Origin of the sequence: Nonomuraea sp. CA-218870 (genome assembly GCF_050936535.1) — a bacterium.
GTDB lineage: Bacteria > Actinomycetota > Actinomycetes > Streptosporangiales > Streptosporangiaceae > Nonomuraea > Nonomuraea corallina.
In genome coordinates, this window is the sequence record NZ_JBNJMN010000002.1 from 672,515 (window position 1) to 688,933 (window position 16,419).

The 16,419-nt window shown below is 71.5% G+C and carries 18 protein-coding genes; 10 read left to right on the forward strand and 8 right to left on the reverse strand.

What is annotated here, in order from left to right; all coding sequences use genetic code 11:
• Position 1 precedes the first annotated feature (1 nt).
• From ACQEUU_RS31835 to ACQEUU_RS31865, 7 genes are all read left to right on the forward strand, one after another.
• Complete coding sequence (locus ACQEUU_RS31835; protein ID WP_433072782.1) at positions 2-1,486, forward strand: sugar ABC transporter ATP-binding protein; 1,485 nt, start codon at positions 2-4, stop codon at positions 1,484-1,486.
• Positions 1,486-2,511: an ABC transporter permease gene (locus ACQEUU_RS31840; RefSeq protein WP_433072783.1), complete on the forward strand. Its 1,026-nt coding sequence runs from the start codon at positions 1,486-1,488 to the stop codon at positions 2,509-2,511. Before ACQEUU_RS31835 ends, ACQEUU_RS31840 begins: the two co-directional genes overlap by 1 nt.
• On the forward strand, positions 2,508-3,563 hold the full coding sequence (locus ACQEUU_RS31845) for an ABC transporter substrate-binding protein (protein WP_433072784.1): 1,056 nt from the start codon (positions 2,508-2,510) through the stop codon (positions 3,561-3,563). Before ACQEUU_RS31840 ends, ACQEUU_RS31845 begins: the two co-directional genes overlap by 4 nt.
• Positions 3,564-3,574: 11 nt before the next feature.
• Positions 3,575-4,723, forward strand: a complete 1,149-nt coding sequence (locus tag ACQEUU_RS31850; RefSeq protein ID WP_433072785.1) for a Gfo/Idh/MocA family protein — start codon at positions 3,575-3,577, stop codon at positions 4,721-4,723.
• Complete coding sequence (locus ACQEUU_RS31855; RefSeq protein WP_433074444.1) at positions 4,720-5,727, forward strand: sugar phosphate isomerase/epimerase family protein; 1,008 nt, start codon at positions 4,720-4,722, stop codon at positions 5,725-5,727. The genes ACQEUU_RS31850 and ACQEUU_RS31855 overlap by 4 nt, the downstream gene beginning before the upstream one ends.
• A gap of 113 nt (positions 5,728-5,840) precedes the next feature.
• Positions 5,841-6,443, forward strand: coding sequence for a hypothetical protein (locus tag ACQEUU_RS31860; protein WP_433072786.1), 603 nt, complete (start codon positions 5,841-5,843; stop codon positions 6,441-6,443).
• A gap of 31 nt (positions 6,444-6,474) precedes the next feature.
• Positions 6,475-7,032 carry a DinB family protein gene (locus ACQEUU_RS31865; RefSeq protein ID WP_433072787.1) on the forward strand — a complete coding sequence of 186 codons (558 nt, stop codon included), beginning with the start codon at positions 6,475-6,477 and terminating at the stop codon, positions 7,030-7,032.
• Here ACQEUU_RS31865 and ACQEUU_RS31870 read toward each other — a convergent pair.
• The 3 genes from ACQEUU_RS31870 to ACQEUU_RS31880 are packed head-to-tail and all read right to left on the reverse strand — an operon-like array spanning position 7,029 to position 8,770.
• Positions 7,029-8,114, reverse strand: coding sequence for a Zn-dependent alcohol dehydrogenase (locus ACQEUU_RS31870; RefSeq protein ID WP_433072788.1), 1,086 nt, complete (start codon positions 8,112-8,114; stop codon positions 7,029-7,031). The two genes, ACQEUU_RS31865 and ACQEUU_RS31870, sit on opposite strands and share 4 nt — an antisense overlap.
• A 15-nt stretch (positions 8,115-8,129) precedes the next feature.
• Positions 8,130-8,321, reverse strand: coding sequence for a ferredoxin (locus ACQEUU_RS31875; RefSeq protein WP_148029381.1), 192 nt, complete (start codon positions 8,319-8,321; stop codon positions 8,130-8,132).
• Entirely contained in the window at positions 8,318-8,770 is a 453-nt protein-coding gene (locus ACQEUU_RS31880; protein ID WP_433072789.1) for a pyridoxamine 5'-phosphate oxidase family protein, read from the reverse strand. Before ACQEUU_RS31880 ends, ACQEUU_RS31875 begins: the two co-directional genes overlap by 4 nt.
• A gap of 84 nt (positions 8,771-8,854) precedes the next feature.
• Between ACQEUU_RS31880 and ACQEUU_RS31885 the strand changes: the two genes are divergently transcribed.
• Positions 8,855-9,484 (forward strand): class I SAM-dependent methyltransferase, encoded by a 630-nt coding sequence (locus ACQEUU_RS31885; protein WP_433074447.1) that lies wholly within the window; start codon positions 8,855-8,857, stop codon positions 9,482-9,484.
• A gap of 67 nt (positions 9,485-9,551) precedes the next feature.
• Here ACQEUU_RS31885 and ACQEUU_RS31890 read toward each other — a convergent pair whose 3' ends face one another.
• From ACQEUU_RS31890 to ACQEUU_RS31905, 4 genes are all read right to left on the reverse strand, one after another.
• The gene (locus ACQEUU_RS31890) at positions 9,552-10,523 is read right to left on the reverse strand and encodes a DUF1702 family protein (RefSeq protein ID WP_433072790.1); all 972 of its coding nucleotides are present in this window, start codon (positions 10,521-10,523) and stop codon (positions 9,552-9,554) included.
• A gap of 140 nt (positions 10,524-10,663) precedes the next feature.
• A complete protein-coding gene (locus ACQEUU_RS31895) occupies positions 10,664-11,704 on the reverse strand; it encodes a prenyltransferase (RefSeq protein WP_433072791.1) in 1,041 nt (346 codons plus the stop codon).
• Entirely contained in the window at positions 11,701-12,417 is a 717-nt protein-coding gene (locus ACQEUU_RS31900; RefSeq protein ID WP_433072792.1) for a class I SAM-dependent methyltransferase, read from the reverse strand. The genes ACQEUU_RS31895 and ACQEUU_RS31900 overlap by 4 nt, the downstream gene beginning before the upstream one ends.
• Positions 12,418-12,491: 74 nt before the next feature.
• A complete protein-coding gene (locus tag ACQEUU_RS31905) occupies positions 12,492-13,733 on the reverse strand; it encodes a glycosyltransferase family 4 protein (RefSeq protein ID WP_433072793.1) in 1,242 nt (413 codons plus the stop codon).
• Positions 13,734-13,945: 212 nt separating this feature from the next.
• Here ACQEUU_RS31905 and ACQEUU_RS31910 point away from each other — a divergent pair, with 212 nt between their 5' ends.
• The gene (locus tag ACQEUU_RS31910) at positions 13,946-14,971 is read left to right on the forward strand and encodes a GDP-mannose 4,6-dehydratase (protein ID WP_433072794.1); all 1,026 of its coding nucleotides are present in this window, start codon (positions 13,946-13,948) and stop codon (positions 14,969-14,971) included.
• A 12-nt stretch (positions 14,972-14,983) separates the two neighbouring features.
• Here the strand turns inward: ACQEUU_RS31910 and ACQEUU_RS31915 are convergent, their stop codons facing one another.
• Positions 14,984-15,796: an AraC family transcriptional regulator gene (locus tag ACQEUU_RS31915; RefSeq protein WP_433072795.1), complete on the reverse strand. Its 813-nt coding sequence runs from the start codon at positions 15,794-15,796 to the stop codon at positions 14,984-14,986.
• Positions 15,797-15,868: 72 nt separating this feature from the next.
• On the opposite strand from ACQEUU_RS31915, the gene ACQEUU_RS31920 reads away from it, so the two are divergent.
• Positions 15,869-16,273, forward strand: coding sequence for a DUF2000 family protein (locus ACQEUU_RS31920; protein ID WP_433072796.1), 405 nt, complete (start codon positions 15,869-15,871; stop codon positions 16,271-16,273).
• The last annotated feature ends 146 nt before the right edge of the window (positions 16,274-16,419 follow it).

The following is a 16,419-nucleotide window of genomic DNA, read 5'->3' on the forward strand; positions in this document are numbered from 1 at the left end:
CATGCTCGTCATGAGGGGCATCGTCAAGCAGTTTCCCGGCGTGCGCGCGCTGGACGGCGTGGATCTCGACGTGCGGGCGGGCGAGGTGCACTGCCTGCTGGGCCAGAACGGCGCCGGCAAGTCCACGCTCATCAAGGTCCTGGCCGGCGTCCACCAGCCGGACGAGGGCACGATCGAGTTCAACGGGCAGCGGGTCCGCCCGTCCGGCCCGAACGACGCGATCAAGCTCGGCTTCGCCACCATCTACCAGGAGCTCGACCTGGTCGACGGGCTCAGCGTGACCGACAACGTCTACCTCGGACACGAGCACGCCCGCTTCGGCTTCGTCAGCCGGGCCGCGGGCAACCGGGCCACCCGTCAGGTGCTGGAACGCCTGGGCCACCCCGAGATCCGCCCCACCACCGAGGTCGGCCGGCTGTCCCCGGCGGCCAAGCAGGTCGTGTCGATGGCCAGGGCGCTGTCGCACGACGCCCGTCTGATCATCATGGACGAGCCGTCGGCCGCGCTCGCCCACGACGAGGTGGCCAACCTCTTCCGCATCATCCGCGAAGTGACCGGCCAGGGCGTCGCCGTGGTCTACATCTCCCACCGGCTGGAGGAGATCCGCGAGATCGGCGACCGCGTCACCGTGCTCAAGGACGGCCGCACCGTCGCCGTGGGGCTGCCCGCCCGCGACACCCCCACCTCCCAGATCGTCTCGCTCATGACCGGCAGGAACGTCGAGTACGTCTTCCCGCCCCGGTCCGAGCGCGAACCCGGGGAGGAGGTGCTGCGGGTCGAGGGGCTCAGCTCGCCGGGCGCGTTCCGCGACGTGTCGTTCTCGGTGCGCGCCGGCGAGATCGTCGGGCTGGCCGGCCTGGTCGGCTCGGGGCGCTCGGAGATCCTCGAAGCGGTGTACGGGGCGCGCCCGGCCGCCGGCCGGGTGGTGCTGTCCGGCGAGCAGGTGCGGCACAGCGTCGTCGGGAACGTGCGCCGGGGCATGGGACTGGCCCCCGAGGAGCGCAAGGCCCAGGCGCTGCTGCTGGACCAGAGCGTGACGGCCAACATCACCCTCGGCAGCCTGCCGGGGTTCGCCACGTTCGGCTGGCTGGACCGTACGCGGGAGAGAGCGGAGGCGCAGCGGCTGACCAAGGCGCTCGACATCCGCCCGCCCGACCCGGAACGGCCGATCAAGACGCTGTCGGGCGGCAACCAGCAGAAGGCGGTGCTCGCCCGCTGGCTGCTCGGCAGCCGCAAGCTGCTGCTGCTCGACGAGCCGACCCGGGGCGTCGACGTGGGCGCGCGGGCGGAGCTCTACGCGGTCATCCGCGAGCTGGCCGACCGGGGCATCGGGGTGCTGCTGGTCTCCAGCGAGGTGCCGGAGGTGCTCGGCCTGGCCGACCGCGTGCTCGTGCTGCGCGAGGGCGCCGTCATACACGAGGGCGACGCCCGCGAGCTCGACGAGCACCTCGTACTCGACATGATCATGAACGGGAGGGCGGCCTGATGAGCGACCCCACCAAACCACGGGCGGATTCCGGGCCGGCCGGGACGGCGTCACCGCCCCGGCCGGCGCGCAACCCGCTCCGCGGGCTGATCGAGGGCGGCCACGTGGGCCTGCTGGTCGCGATCGCCCTGCTCGTCGCCGTCGGGCTGGTCACCCGGCCGACGGCCTTCGCCACCACCTCGAACCTGGTCAGCATCCTTTCGCTGGCCGCCACCATCGGCGTGATCACCGTCGGCGCCACGTTCGTGATCATCGGCGGCGGCATCGACCTCTCGGTCGGCGCGATCATGGCGCTGGCCTCGGTCTGGGCGACGACGGTGGCCACGCAGGAGTTCGGGCCGGTCGTCATGGCGATCTGCGCCATCCTGGTCGGCACCGGGGCGGGGCTGGTGAACGGACTGCTCATCGCCTACGGGCGATTGGTGCCGTTCATCGCCACCCTCGCCATGCTGGTCGCGGCGCGCGGGCTCGCCCAGCGCATGTCCGACCGCAAGACCCAGCTCATCCAGCCGGACAACTCCGCCATCGTCGAGCTGTCGACCACCCGGGTGCTCGGCGTCCCGCTGCTGGTCTACGTCTTCGCGCTGGTCGTGGCGCTCGGCTGGATCCTGCTCAACCGGACCACGTTCGGCCGCCGCACCTACGCCGTCGGCGGGAACCCGGAGGCGGCCCGGCTCGCCGGCATCGACGTGCGCCGCCACACCATGCTGCTGTACGCGCTGTCGGGCCTGTGCTGCGGCATCGCCGCCATCCTCATCATGGCCCGCACCACGACCGGCTCGTCCACCCATGGCGACCTGTACGAGCTGGACGCCATCGCCGCCGTGATCATCGGCGGCACCCTGCTCACCGGAGGCCGGGGCACGATCATCGGATCGATCCTCGGCCTGCTCATCTTCACGCTCATCACGAACCTGTTCATCCTCAACGGCCTCAACACCAGCGACCAGCTGATCGCCAAGGGCCTGATCATCGTCGTCGCCGTCCTTCTCCAGCGGCGGAACTTGAAGGAGAGAGCACCATGAGTGACAACGTCGCACGCAGGGGATTCCTCATCGGCGGGCTCGGCGGGGCCGCGCTGCTGGCGGCCGGCTGCACCAGCAACGAGCCGGCAGCCGCGCCGACCTCCGCCGCTCCCGCCGCCACCCAGGCGGCCGGCGGCAACGACGAACCGGGCACCAAGGTGACCATCGGCTTCTCCGCCCCCGCCGCCGACCACGGCTGGATCGCGGCCATCGCCAAGAACGCCGAGGCCACCGCCAAGCAGTACACGGACGTCGAGTTCCGGCCCGTCGAACCCACCAACGACATCAACCAGCAGATCTCCGCCGTCGAGTCGCTGATCGCCGCCAAGGTGAGCGCGCTCGTCATCCTGCCCAACGACGGCCAGCAGCTGAACCAGATCGCGCTGCGGGCCACCGACGCCGGCATCCCCGTGGTCAACCTCGACCGGATCTTCCCCGACAAGCTCGCCTACCGCACCTGGGTCGGCGGCGACAACTACGGCATGGGCGTGGCCGCCGGCCACTACATCGGCGCCGCGCTCAAGGAGAAGAACGTCTCGAACCCGGTCATCCTGGAGATCCAGGGCATCGCCACCCTCCCGCTCACCCAGGACCGCAGCAAGGGCTTCGCCGACGCGCTCAAGACGTACGGGTTCAAGGTCACCGCCCAGCAGGACGCGCAGTTCACCGTCGAGACCGGCAACGAGGTGGCCACCTCGCTGCTCCAGGCGCACAGCAAGATCGACGCGCTCTGGAACCACGACGACGACCAGGGCGTCGGCGTGCTCGCCGCGATCTCCGAGGCGGGACGCAACGAGTTCATCATGGTCGGCGGCGCCGGCTCGGCCAACGCCATGCGGGAGATCCAGAACGACAACTCGGTCCTGAAGGCGACCGTCACCTACAGCCCCACCATGGCCTCCTCCGCCATCAAGCTCGCCCGTCTGATCGCCCAAGGGAAGGGCATGAGTGATCTCGTGGAGAACCAGGTTCCCCAGTCGATCACCCTCGCGTCCGAGACCATTACCAAGGAGAACGTCGAGCAGTATCTGCCACTCGGCTTCGAATCCTGATCGGGGGTTGCATGTCAGACAGAACCGTCGGCGTCGGCATGATCGGCTATGCCTTCATGGGCCGCGTCCACTCCCAGGCCTGGCGCAACGTCGCCGCCTTCTTCGACCTCCCCGTCCAGCCGCGCATGCGCGTCATCGCGGGGCGGTCGAAGGAGGCCACCGAGGCGGCGGCCGAGCGGCTCGGCTGGGACGAGGCGGTGACCGACTGGCGGGAGGTGGTCGGGCGGGCGGACGTCGACGTCGTCGACATCTGCACGCCCGGCGACACGCACGCCGAGATCGCCATCGCCGCACTTCGCGCCGGCAAGCACGTCATCTGTGAGAAACCGCTGGCCAACAGCGTGGCCGAGGCCGAGGCCATGACGGCCGCGGCGGCCTCGGCCACCGGCAGGAGCATGGTGGCGTTCAACTACCGGCGGGCGCCCGCCATCGCGCTGGCCCGCCGCATGGTCGAGGAGGGACGGCTCGGCGAGATCCGCCACGTGCGCGCCCAGTACCTCCAGGACTGGATCGTCGACCCGGACTTCCCGCTGGTGTGGCGGCTGCGCAAGGACAAGGCAGGCTCCGGCGCGCTCGGCGACATCGGCGCCCACATCATCGACGCCGCCCAGTTCATCGCCGGGCAGCACCTCGTCGGCGTCTCGGCGATCACCGAGACGTTCGTCAAGGAACGGCCCCTCGCCGAAGGCTCGGCCGGCCTGGCCGCCAGCGGCGGCTCCGGCACGGGTCCCGTCACGGTCGACGACGCCGCCCTGTTCATCGGGCGGTTCTCGGGCGGGGCGCTCGGCTCGTTCGAGGCCACCCGGTTCGCCACCGGCCGCAAGAACGCGCTGCGCATCGAGCTCAACGGCTCGCTCGGCAGCCTCGCCTTCGACTTCGAGGCGATGAACGAGCTGTGGGTCAGTGACGGCGGGCGCGGCTTCGAGCGGCTCCTCGTCACCGAGCCCGACCATCCGTACGTGGGCGCGTGGTGGCCGCCCGGCCACGGCCTCGGCTACGAGCACACGTTCACCCACGAGATCAAGGACTTCCTGGAGGCCATCGGCACGGGCGCCGACCCGACGCCCTCGTTCGCCGACGGCCTGCGCGTCCAGCGCGTGCTGGATGCCGTCGAGCGGAGCGCGGCCGACGGCAGCCGCTACATCACCGTGGAGGACTGATGAGACCCGTCACCCTGTTCACCGGCCAGTGGGCCGACCTGCCGTTCGAGGAGGTGTGCCGGCTCGCCGCCGACTGGGGCTACGACGGCCTGGAGATCGCCTGCTCCGGCGACCACTTCGACGTGGCCCAGGCCGTCTCCGACCCGTCGTACGTCGAGCAGAAGCGCGCCCAGCTCGACAAGCACGGCCTGAAGGTGTGGACCATCTCCCACCACCTCGTGGGCCAGGCCGTCTGCGACCACCCCATCGACGAGCGGCACAAGGCCATCCTGCCCGCCCGGATCTGGGGGAACGGCGACCCCGAGTCGGTGCGGCAGGCCGCGGCCGAGGAGATGAAGAACACCGCCAGGGCCGCCGCCCTGCTCGGCGTCGACACCGTGGTCGGCTTCACCGGCTCGTCCATCTGGCACACCGTCGCGATGTTCCCGCCCGTGCCCGCCGCCATGGTGGACGCCGGCTACCAGGACTTCGCCGACCGGTGGAACCCGATCATGGACGTGTTCGACGAGGTCGGCGTCCGGTTCGCGCTGGAGGTGCATCCGAGCGAGATCGCCTACGACTACCACACCACCGTGCGCACCCTGGAGGCCATCGGCCACCGGCCCGCGTTCGGGCTCAACTGGGACCCGTCCCACATGGTGTGGCAGGACCTCGATCCGGTGGCGTTCATCCTCGACTTCGCCGACCGTATCTACCACGTCGACTGCAAGGACACCCGGGTCCGCGTCGGCGACGGCCGCCGGGGCCGCCTGTCGTCGCACCTGCCGTGGGCCGACATGCGGCGCGGCTGGGACTTCGTCTCCACCGGCCGCGGCGACGTGCCGTGGGAGGACTGCTTCCGCGCGCTCAACTCCATCGGGTACGAGGGACCGATCTCGATCGAGTGGGAGGACGCCGGGATGGACCGGCTCGACGGGGCCAGAGAGGCGCTGTCGTACATCCGGACCATGAACTCCATCACCCCGCCGGCGACGGCGTTCGACGCGGCCTTCAGCAGCGGCTGACCCTCCAGGCGGCGAGGGCCCCGGTCCCGGGATCCTCGCCGCCTGTCGCTCTCGGTGAACAATTGATCGCCGAACGTGTTTGGCGTGAGGGTCGGCAGCGGATGACAAGGGGCATGAGAACAATCGCGTCCATGCTCCTGGCCGCCGCGTGCGCGGCCTCCGTCCTCGCCCTGCCCGCCACCGCGGCGGCCCCCGCGGGAGGCGTCGCGGCGGACCGGACCGTCCCCCCGCGCCCCTCCGGCTGGCTCGAACGGCTGCGCCGGGAGACGGCCAAGTTCAAGGATCCCCGGGTGGCCGAGAGGCACGGGTACAAGAGGACCGACAGTTGCTGGGAGTTCCCGTACAAGCTGCCCGGTGACGAGCGGCTGGGCGCCATGGGATACCACTACGCCAACCAGCGGCTGATCGACGACCCGAAGATCGAGCTGCTGCGCCCCGAGATCCTCGTCTACGTCCCCGACGGCGGCGGCGGCCGGACGCTGGGCGCGGTCGAGTACTTCCGGGCGGACAGGGACCAGCGCATGGCCACGGCCGACGACCGGCCCACGCTGCTGGGCCACGAGTTCCAGGGGCCGATGGGGCCGCACCTGGACGGCATGCCCGTCCACTACGACCTGCACCTGTGGATCTTCAAGGAGAACCCGAACGGCATGTTCGAGCCGTGGAACCCCCGGGTGAGGTGTCCGGCCGGCGCCACCCACTCCGCGCACGGTTGAGCCGCGCCCCGCGGCTGGGTTGAATGTGCGGATGGACTGGACCCGCGAACTGCACGATCAGCTCGACTGGCACTGGACCAACCAGCTCCGGCCCCGCCTCGACGGGCTCACCGACGAGGAGTACCTGTGGGAGCCGGCGCCCGGGGCGTGGACGATCCACCCGGGCGCCGATGACCCCATCGACTGGGCCTACCCGCCTCCGGAACCCGAGCCGGTGACCACGATCGCCTGGCGGCTGGCGCACCTCGTCGTCGGCGTCTTCGGCGCCCGTGCGCACAGCCACTTCGGCGGCCCGCCGTCCGACTACCGGACCCACCGGTACGCGGCGACGGCGGCGGGGGCGCTGGAGCAGCTCGACGAGGGGTACGCGCGCTGGTCGAAGGGGGTCCTGTCGCTCGACGCGGAAGGGCTGGCGCGGCCGTGCGGACCCGCCGAGGGGCCGTACGCCGACCGGCCGATGGCCACGCTGGTGCTGCACATCAACCGGGAGGTCATCCACCACGGCGCAGAGGTCGCGCTGCTGCGCGACCTCTGGGCGCACGGCGGGGGCACCGGCGGGGGCACCGGTGGGAGCGCGGGAAGCGCCTAGTCCATCACCACGATCTGGCGCAGCACCTCGCCGCTCTTGAGCGCGGTCACCGCGTCGTTGAGGTCGGCCAGCTTGATCCGGGAGCTGATCAGCGACTCCAGGTCGAGCCGGCCGGCCTTGTAGAGCTTGGCGAAGTACGGGAAGTCATGGCGGACGTCCGCCTCCCCGTACAGGCTCGACAGCAGCTTCTTGCCCTCGAAGAGCAGGCTGAACGCGGAGATCGAGACCATGTCGTCGGCCGCGCCCGCGCCGACCACGATCACGTCGCCGCCCGCGCGGGTGAGCTGCCAGGCCGACTGGATGGTGGCCGACTTGCCGACGACCTCGAAGCCGTAGTCGAAGCCGCTGCCGCCGGTGAGCTCGGCGAGCGCCGCGGGGACCTCGTCCGGGGATACCGCGTGGGTGGCGCCGACCTTCTTGGCCAGGGCGTGCTTGGACTCCAGCGGGTCGACGGCGAGGATCGTGCGGGCGCCCGAGATGCGCGCTCCCTGGATCACGGAAAGGCCGACGCCGCCGCAGCCGATCACCGCGACCGTGGAGCCGGGGCGCACCCTGGCGGTGTTGATCGCGGCGCCCACGCCGGTGGTGATGCCGCAGCCGATCAGGGCCGCCGCCTCCCACGGCACCTCCGGGTCGATGCGCACGACGCCCACGGACGGCACCACGATCTCCTCGGCCCAGGTGCCGCAGCCGGCCATGCCGAAGGCGGTGGTGCCGGCGCCGAAGCGGAAGTTGCCCTTGGTGAACGACTCGATGATGTACTTCATGCACAGGAACGGCTGGCCGCCCAGGCACAGGTCGCATTCCTGGCAGGCGGGACGCCAGCTGATCACGACGTGGTCGCCCGGTTTGACCGAGCCGACGTGCTCGCCGACCTCCACCACCTCGCCCGCGCCCTCGTGGCCGGGGATCAGCGGCACGGGTTGCGGCAGCACGCCGGTCATGGCCGACAGGTCCGAGTGGCAGACACCCGTCGCCTTGATCCGTACGCGGACGTCGCCCGGCCCGACGGGGGCCAGCGTGACGTCGTCGCGGATGTCCAGCTTGTCGTCGCCTACGGCGTGCAGGAGCGCGGCGCGCATGGGTTCCTCCTCCGGCTAATCCTCAAGGGAGAGGGCGGCTTTGGGGCAGGACCGCACCGCGTGGCGGACGCGGTCCAGCATCTCGGGGGGCGGTTCGGGGAGCAGGATGTGGAGCTGGTCGTCGTCGTCGAGTTCGAAGACCTCGGGAGCCAGGCCCATGCACACGGCGTTGGCCTCGCACACCAGCTCGTCGACGCTGACTTTCACGTGATTCTCCGGTGATCCCATGAGACCACTCTGTCAGGTTCGACCACGTATGCGAGCCGCTTGCGCCCGGTGTGCTCGACGTAGGGGCGCAACTGGTCGTCCGCGACGCCGGGCGTCATCCGGCGCGCGACCTTCATGCCGACGTCCAGCACGTCCTCCTGGCCGCCGAGCGGCGTGACGCGCCCGTACACCAGCACCCCGCGCAGCTCGCTGTACTCGTCGCCCTGCTCGACCAGGCAGCTCACCCGCGGATCGCGTGACAGGTTGCGGGCCTTCTGTGACTTGGCGTACGTCCAGAAGGTGATCCGGCCCTGGTCGAGGCCGTAGAACATGGTCACGAGGTGCGGTGTGCCGTCGGGGTTGATGGTGGCCAGCTGGAGCTTCCGTCCCTCTTCCAGCAGCGTGGCGACCTCGTCCTCCGACATGGCGATGCGAGTGCGCTGGTTCACGCTGCCAAGTAGAACAGGTTGCATTATGCCGGGCAAGAGGAGGCCCGAATATTGTTCGGTGCCGTTAGGGTGCTGGGCATGACGATGCCTCCCGAGCTGCTCTACGCGGCTGCGCACGCCAAGGGCTTCATGCCCCCGCAGGAGGGCCTCGCCCTGTACGAGGCGGCTCGGGAGTACGGGCCGCGCGGCCCCATCTGCGAGATCGGCACCTACTGCGGCAAGTCCGCGATCTACCTCGGCGCCGCCGCCCGCGAGACCGGCTCCGTGGTCGTCACCGTCGACCACCACCGCGGCTCCGAGGAGATCCAGCCCGGCTGGGCCCACCACGACCCGACGCTGGTCGACCACCGCTTCGGCAAGATGGACTCGCTGCCGACCTTCCGCGCCACGATCGCCGCCGCCGGGCTGGAGGACGAGGTGATCGCGATCGTCGGGCAGTCCGACCGGGTGGCGAGGCTGTGGGCGACGCCGCTGGGCATGCTCTTCATCGACGGCGGACACTCCGAGGAGCCGGTGACCCGCGACTACGAGGGCTGGGCGCCGCACGTCATGCCCGGAGGGGCGCTGGTGTTCCACGACGTCTACCCCGACCCCGCCGACGGCGGGCAGGCCCCCTACCGGGTCTACCTGCGGGCCCTGGACTCCGGCGCGTTCGCCGAGGTGAGCGTGACGGGCTCGCTGCGCGTCCTGCGACGCGTCGGCGACGGCATCTGAGCCCTGCGACGGGCTCTGACGCGACCGGCTCCCCGGCTGCGGCGCGGCCTGGTGCGGCGGTGTGGTGTCAGGTCGGCTGGTGGCGCCGCGTCCAGAGCCGGCGGGTGTGCGCCTGCCAGGCCAGGAACTCCCCGTCGCCGTACGGCTCCGGGCCCAGCGCCGGCAGCGCCCGGTCCGTCCAGCCGGCGGCCTCCTCGGCCGTGCCGCCCGCCAGGATCGGCGCCGCCTGCGCCACGTGGTCCGGCAGCGGCCCCGCCTGCGCCCTGGCCGCCACGGCGAACGCGCAGCCCTGCGCCAGATGGGCGCGGAAGCCGTCGGCGCCCGCGTGCTCGGTCAGCCACCACAGCTCGTCGGCCTCGGCCCCGCCCGTGTAGGCGGCGGCGAAGCCCACGCCGCTCCACAGCGCCGCCCGCCGCGCCACCGGGTAGGCGGCGACCCTGGCCGCCACGTCGTCCGGCGAGGCGCAGTCGTGATACCAGAGCAGCCGGCCCAGCCCCTGGTCGAACAGCGCGCACTGGGCCCGCGACAGCACGCCGGGCATGGCCCGCTCGCCCACCATCCGGTCGGCCCGCGCCATGCTCCACTGGAAGCCGAACCCGTCCAGCGCCAGCCATCGCAGCAGCGGGTGCGTCCGCCCGGCGGCCCGCACCGGGCGCAGGCGCAGCGTGGCGTAGCCGCGGCCCGCGCCCAGATGCACGGCGAACGCGTGGCGCGCGGCAGGGCCGGCCAGCAGCTCGCGCAGGCGCCGGCCCCGGGCCAGGGTGATCAGGTCGAGCACCGCGCACGCGGCTCCCGCCCCCTCGTAGGCGAAGGCCCGCAGGTCGTGCGGGAGGTCCTCGATCCGCTCGGCCTGCCGCGAGACGACCGCGTTGAACCCGGAGAGGTACGCCCCTTCCGCGCGTTCGACGACGGCCCGGGACGCCGGCCGCGTGAGCCGGAACCTCCGCCTGCTCAGGTCCGATTCGCTCGGATCCTTCCACAGCAGCCGCCGCCATCCTCGGGCCGGGCGCATCACCAGCTCGGTTCCGACGTGCTCCAAGAACGATGTTGTGCCCGTGTCGCCCACGCTTCCCCCGAAGACGCCTCGTACGGTCGCTCCCGAAGCTAGTAACCGCATTGGGCGCTTTCACGGAGCCGCACGGGCCTCGCCCGCAAAGAAGCGGCAAAGCCGCTTGCGCGTCACGCTCGCGCGGGCGTACAGCCGCACAGTTCGGGACGGCCGGTGAGGCCGGACGGCGCGGCCACGTCGCGGAAGATCCCGCACCCGCCGGTGAACCCCAGCAGGGCGTCCGCCGCGAGGACCACCGCGGCGGCCGTGTAGCCGGACCGCTCGTACGGGAAGTGCTTGCGGTTGGCGAACTGCCAGCCCGTCCAGTACGAGCCGTCCTCGTGCCGCAGGTGCTGCATGTCGGCGAAGAGCGCGCTCGCGCGCTCGCGGTCGCCGAGCGCGTCCAGGGCCAGCGCCAGCTCGCACGTCTCCGCGCCCGTCACCCACGGCTGGTCCGACACGCAGCGGATGCCCAGCCCGGGAACCACGAACGTGCCCCACTCCCGCTCCAGCAGCTCGACCGCGGCCGGGCCGCGCACCGCGCCGCCGAGCACGGGGTAGTACCAGTCCATGGAGTAGCGGCTCTTGTCGGCGAACGCCTCGGGATGCGCGGCCAGCACGTGCGCCAGCCGGTCGGCGGCCAGCTCCCAGTGCGGCTGCGGGTCGCCCAGCCCGTCGGCGAGCAGCACCCCGCAGCGCAGCCCCTGATGGATGGAGGCGCAGCCGGTGAGCAGCGCGTACGTGGCCGCCCGGCCGTGCGCGTCCCGCTCCCAGACGATCTCACCGCGCTCGGTCTGCAGCCCCACCACGTAGTCGAGCGCCGCCTTGGCCATCGGCCAGTGTTCCTCGGCGAGCGCCCGGTCGCCCGTCACCAGCCAGTGGTGCCAGAGCCCGACCGCGATGTAGGCGGCGTGGTTGGACTCGCCGCCCCGCTCCACCGCGACCCCGCCGGTCACCTTCATCGGCCAGGAGCCGTCCTCGCGCTGGTGGGCGGCCAGCCAGGCGTAGCCCCGCCCGACCGGCTCGCGCAGCCCGGCGACGGCCATGGCCATCAGGCACTCGACGTGGTTCCACGCGTCGACGTGCCCCTCCGGCCAGGGCACGCCGCCGTCGTCCTGCTGGATGGCCACGATGCTCCCGGCGGTCTGCGCGACCTGCTCGCGCGAGATCACGCCTCGGGCTTTCGCACGTAGAGCACGACGCTCTTGCCGATGATCGGGTTCAGCAGCGCCTCGGCGATCCGGGTCGCAGGCGGGCGCTTCATGATGTCCCACACGAGCAGCTCGTGGTACGCCTTCGCGAGCGGGTGGTCGTCGTTGTTGACGCCGACGGCGCACTTGATCCACCAGTACGGCGCGTGCAGGCCGTGGGCGTGGTGGTGCGGGCCGATGACGAACCCGGTGGACTTGAGCTTGGCCGACAGCTCGGCCAGCGTGTAGATCCGCACGTGCCCGCCGGGGGCGGTGTGGTAGTCCTCGTCCAGCGCCCAGCAGATCCGCTCGGGCAGGAAGCTCGGCACCGTGATCGCGGCCGTGCCACCCGGCCTGAGCACCCGGAAGATCTCCCGCATCGCCGCCATGTCGTCCGGGATGTGCTCCAGCACCTCGGCCGCGATCACCCGGTCGAAGCTCGCGTCCTCGAACGGCATGTCGAGCGCCGTGCCCTGGACGGTCTCGCCGGCGGCCCCGTCCGGCACCTCGCCCGCCTTGTCCATCGCCGCGAACATGGACGCCACGCTGTCGAGCTCGGCCTGGTCCATGTCGAAGGCGACCACGTCGGCACCGCGGCGCAGCACCTCGAAGGCGTGCCGGCCACCGCCGCACCCCAGGTCGAGCACACGCACCCCGCGGCCCACGGGCAGCCGGTCGAAGTCGACGGTCAGCACGAGAACGATCTCCTTGTCGTCGGAACGGGCGGTCGGAAACGGGGGGTCGGTGAACGGGCGGTCGGGACAGGTCGTCAGGAGGGCCGGCGGGCCGCGATGGCCTCCCGGTAGGCCTCGACGGTCTTCTTGGCCACCACGTGCCAGGTGTAGCGCTCCATGACCCGGTCGTATCCGGCCCGGCCCACCCGCTCACGCTCCTCGGGGGAATCGTGCAGCCGGAGCAGCACCGCGGCCAGCTCCTCGGCGTCGCCCGGCGCGACCTGGACGGCGGCGTCGCCCACCACCTCCGGCAGCGCTCCCGTACGGCTGGCCACCAGCGGCCTGCCGCAGGCCATGTGCTCGACGGCGGGCAGCGAGAACCCCTCGTACAGCGACGGGACGACGGAGATCTCCGAGGTGGCGATCAGCTCGCCCAGCTCGTCGTCCGAGATGCCGTGGACGAACCGGACCCGGTCCCGCAGCGACAGCTCCTGGACGAGCCGCTCGGTGGGCCCGCCCGGAGTCGGCTTGCTCACCACGGTGAGGTTGACGTCCCGCTCGGTGGCCAGCTTGGCGACGGCCCGCAGCAGCGTGGCGACGCCCTTCATCGGGGAGTCGGCGCTGGCCACGGCCACGATCGAGCCCTTGCGGCGTGGCTTGTCCGGCCGCGGGTGGAAGTAGCGGGTGTCGACGCCGAGCGGGATCAGGCGCATGTTGGCCTGCGGCACGTTGAAGTCGCGGTGGATGTCGGCCAGCGACGACTCGCTGACGGTCAGGATGGGGTTGAGCCGGGGCGCGACCTTGGCCTGCATCTTCACGAACCCGTACCACCGGCGCATGGTCAGCTTCTTGACCCCCTTGGCGGCCTCCAGCTCGATGCGCCGGTCCACGCTGATCGGGTGGTGGATGGTGCCGACCACCGGGAACAGCTTCTGGATGCCGAGCAGGCCGTAGCCGAGGGTCTGGTTGTCCTGCACCACGTCGAAGTCGCCGACGCGCTTCTTCAGCTCGCGGTAGGCGCGCAGGGTGAAGGTCAGCGGCTCGGGGAAGCCCGCGGTCCACATGGTGCCGACCTCCAGGAGGTCGATCCAGTCGCGGTACTCGGAGAGCCCGGGGGTGCGGAACGGGTCCTCGTCGCGGTAGAGGTCGAGGCTGGGCACCTCGCGCAGGACGACGCCCTCGTCCAGCTCCGGGTACGGCTGGCCGGAGAACACCTCGACGTGGTGGCCGAGTGCGACCAGCTCGCGGCTCAGGTGGCGAAGATAGACGCCCTGGCCGCCGCAGGTGGGCTTGCTGCGGTAGGACAGCAGCGCGATCCGCAGCGAGTCCGTGCTCACGGACACCCCTTTCTCCGCCGGTAGGCCCGGAACACGGGCGTGTACCGTGAAAGATGACCTTAGTCCGAGAAGGCTACCATTCGGTAAGTCATCTGGAATGGTTCACAGTCGCATGGACAGCCCGTGCGAACTGCGGCATCGCCCCGACCGAGCGTTGTTCGGTGGAACGTGTTCTAGATAGTATCCCCGGGTAGGCGAGAGTTGGAGGACCCTTGGCCAGGCGCGCTCTGATCACCGGCATCACCGGCCAGGACGGTTCCTATTTGGCGGAGCACCTGCTCGATCAGGGCTACGAGGTGTGGGGGCTGGCCCGAGGCCAGGCCAACCCGCGCGTGTCGCGCATCCGCAAACTCCTCGCCGACGTCCGTCTCGTCCGGGGCGACCTGCTGGACCAGGGCTCGCTGATCTCCGCGGTGGAACGCGTTCAGCCGGACGAGGTCTACAACCTCGGCGCGATCTCGTTCGTGCCGATGTCATGGGAGCAGGCGGAGCTGACGGCCGAGGTCACCGGGATGGGCGTGCTGCGCGTGCTGGAGGCCATCCGGGTGTGCTCCGGCGTGTCGCGCGGCGGGCGCCCCTCCGGCGGGCAGATCCGGTTCTACCAGGCCTCGTCCTCGGAGATGTTCGGCCAGGTCAGCGAGACGCCGCAGAACGAGAGCACCGGCTTCCACCCGCGTTCCCCCTACGGGGTCGCCAAGGCGTACGGGCACTTCCTCACGCAGAACTACCGCGAGTCGTACGGGATGTTCGCGGTCTCCGGCATCTTGTTCAACCACGAGTCGCCCCGCCGCGGCGCCGAGTTCGTCACCCGCAAGGTCTCGCTCGGCGTGGCCCGCATCAAGCTCGGCCTCGCCGACGAGCTGCGGCTGGGCAACCTGGAGGCGCGGCGCGACTGGGGGTTCGCCGGCGACTACGTGCGGGCCATGCACCTCATGCTCCAGGCCGCCAGGCCGGAGGACTACGTGATCGGCACCGGGCGGATGAAGTCCGTCAGGGAGCTGGCCGAGGCCGCGTTCGCGGCGGCGGGGCTCGACTGGGAGCGGTACGTGGTCACCGACCAGTCGCTGCACCGGCCGGCCGAGGTCGACCTGCTGTGCGCGGACCCGAAGAAGGCCAGAGTGCAGCTCGGCTGGGAGCCGAAGGTGTCGTTCGACGAGCTGGTGGCCATGATGGTCGAGTCGGACCTGCGCCTGCTGACCGACGGCGGCGACCCCGACCAGGAGTCCTCCTGGCCCTGACCGCGTCCCGGGTCAGGCCGCGGCGGCGCGGTAGGCGGCAGGCGTGAGCCCGAAGCAGCGGCCGAACCAGCGCGTCAGATGGCTCTGGTCGGCGAACCCGGTGAGTGCCGCCACCTCGCCGATCGGGGTCCCGCCCGCGATCAGCCGGCGCGCCTCCCTGAGCCTGAGCAGGCGTTGGTAGTCGCTGGGCGCCATCCCATAGGCCGCCCGGAACGCCCGGTAGACGGCGAACCTGCTGGTGCCGGCCTCCCGGGCCAGGTCGTCGATGGACAGGTCGTCCAGGAAACGCTCACGCAGCAGCGCCCCGGCCCGCGCCGCCACCCCGCTGGAGGCGGCCGTCGCGGCGACCGGCCTCGTGGCCGCCCGCCGTACCATCGCCCCCACCGTGGCGGCGAGCAACTCCTCGCGGCGCAGCGCCGGCGCCCCGCCGAGCAGGGCCGCGTGCAGCGCCCGCAGCGCGGCGGCGAGCGCCGGGTCGTACACCACCGGCTCGGCGAACAGCGGCAGCCCCGTCGGCCGGCCCGCCAGGTCGCCGAGCACCTCCGACACCAGGCCGGGGCCCAGATGCACGATCCGATAGGTGAACCCGAGCGCGTCGGCGGCCCGGCCGTCGTGCGGGTCGTCGGGATTGAAGGCCATGACCATGCCCGGGATGCTCGTGTGCGCCGCCCCCCGGCAGGTGAACGACTGCGCGCCGTCCTCGGTCATGCCGAACGAGTACGTCTCATGACTGTGCCGGTGGTAGACGTGGCGCGCGAAGTGGGCGTGCATGGCCTCGATCGGCCGGTCGGCGGACCTCCAGTAGCGGGACCAGTCGCGTGCCACCCCCCGATCCTACGAGCCGGGCCGCACCAGCGTTCAAGACCGGGCAGTGACGGCGGCGGCACCCTGGACGCCATGCGTTTCGACACGAAGATCGGCATCGTGGTCCGTGAGGACCTGGCCGTCTGGCAGAAACTGAACGTCACCGCCTTCCTCGCCAGCGCCGTCGCCGGCGGCATGCCGGAGACGATCGGCGAGCCGTACGAGGACGGGTCCGGGAACGCCTACCTGCCGATGTTCCGCCAGCCGGTGCTCGTCTACACGGCCGCCTCCCTGACCGCCGTCCACGACAGGGCCCTGGCCCGAGGGCTCCGGGTGGCGGTCTACATCGAGGAGATGTTCAAGACGGGCCACGACGCCGACAACCGCGCCGCCGTACGCGCGGTGGCGGCGCCCGACCTCCAACTCGTCGGCCTCGCGGTGTACGGCCCCAGGAACGCCGTCGACAAAACCCTCAAGGGCCTCTCCCTGCACCCCTGACCCGCCGACAAGGCGGCTGACAGCGCTCCCGCCTCGCCCCGGCCGATACGCCGTCCATCGCCATGTCGGCTGCCGCCATGACGGAGGCGTCGGTCATCCCCAGGGGAAACTCACGGTACTTGCCGACCAGTGCCCGGTCATCCACA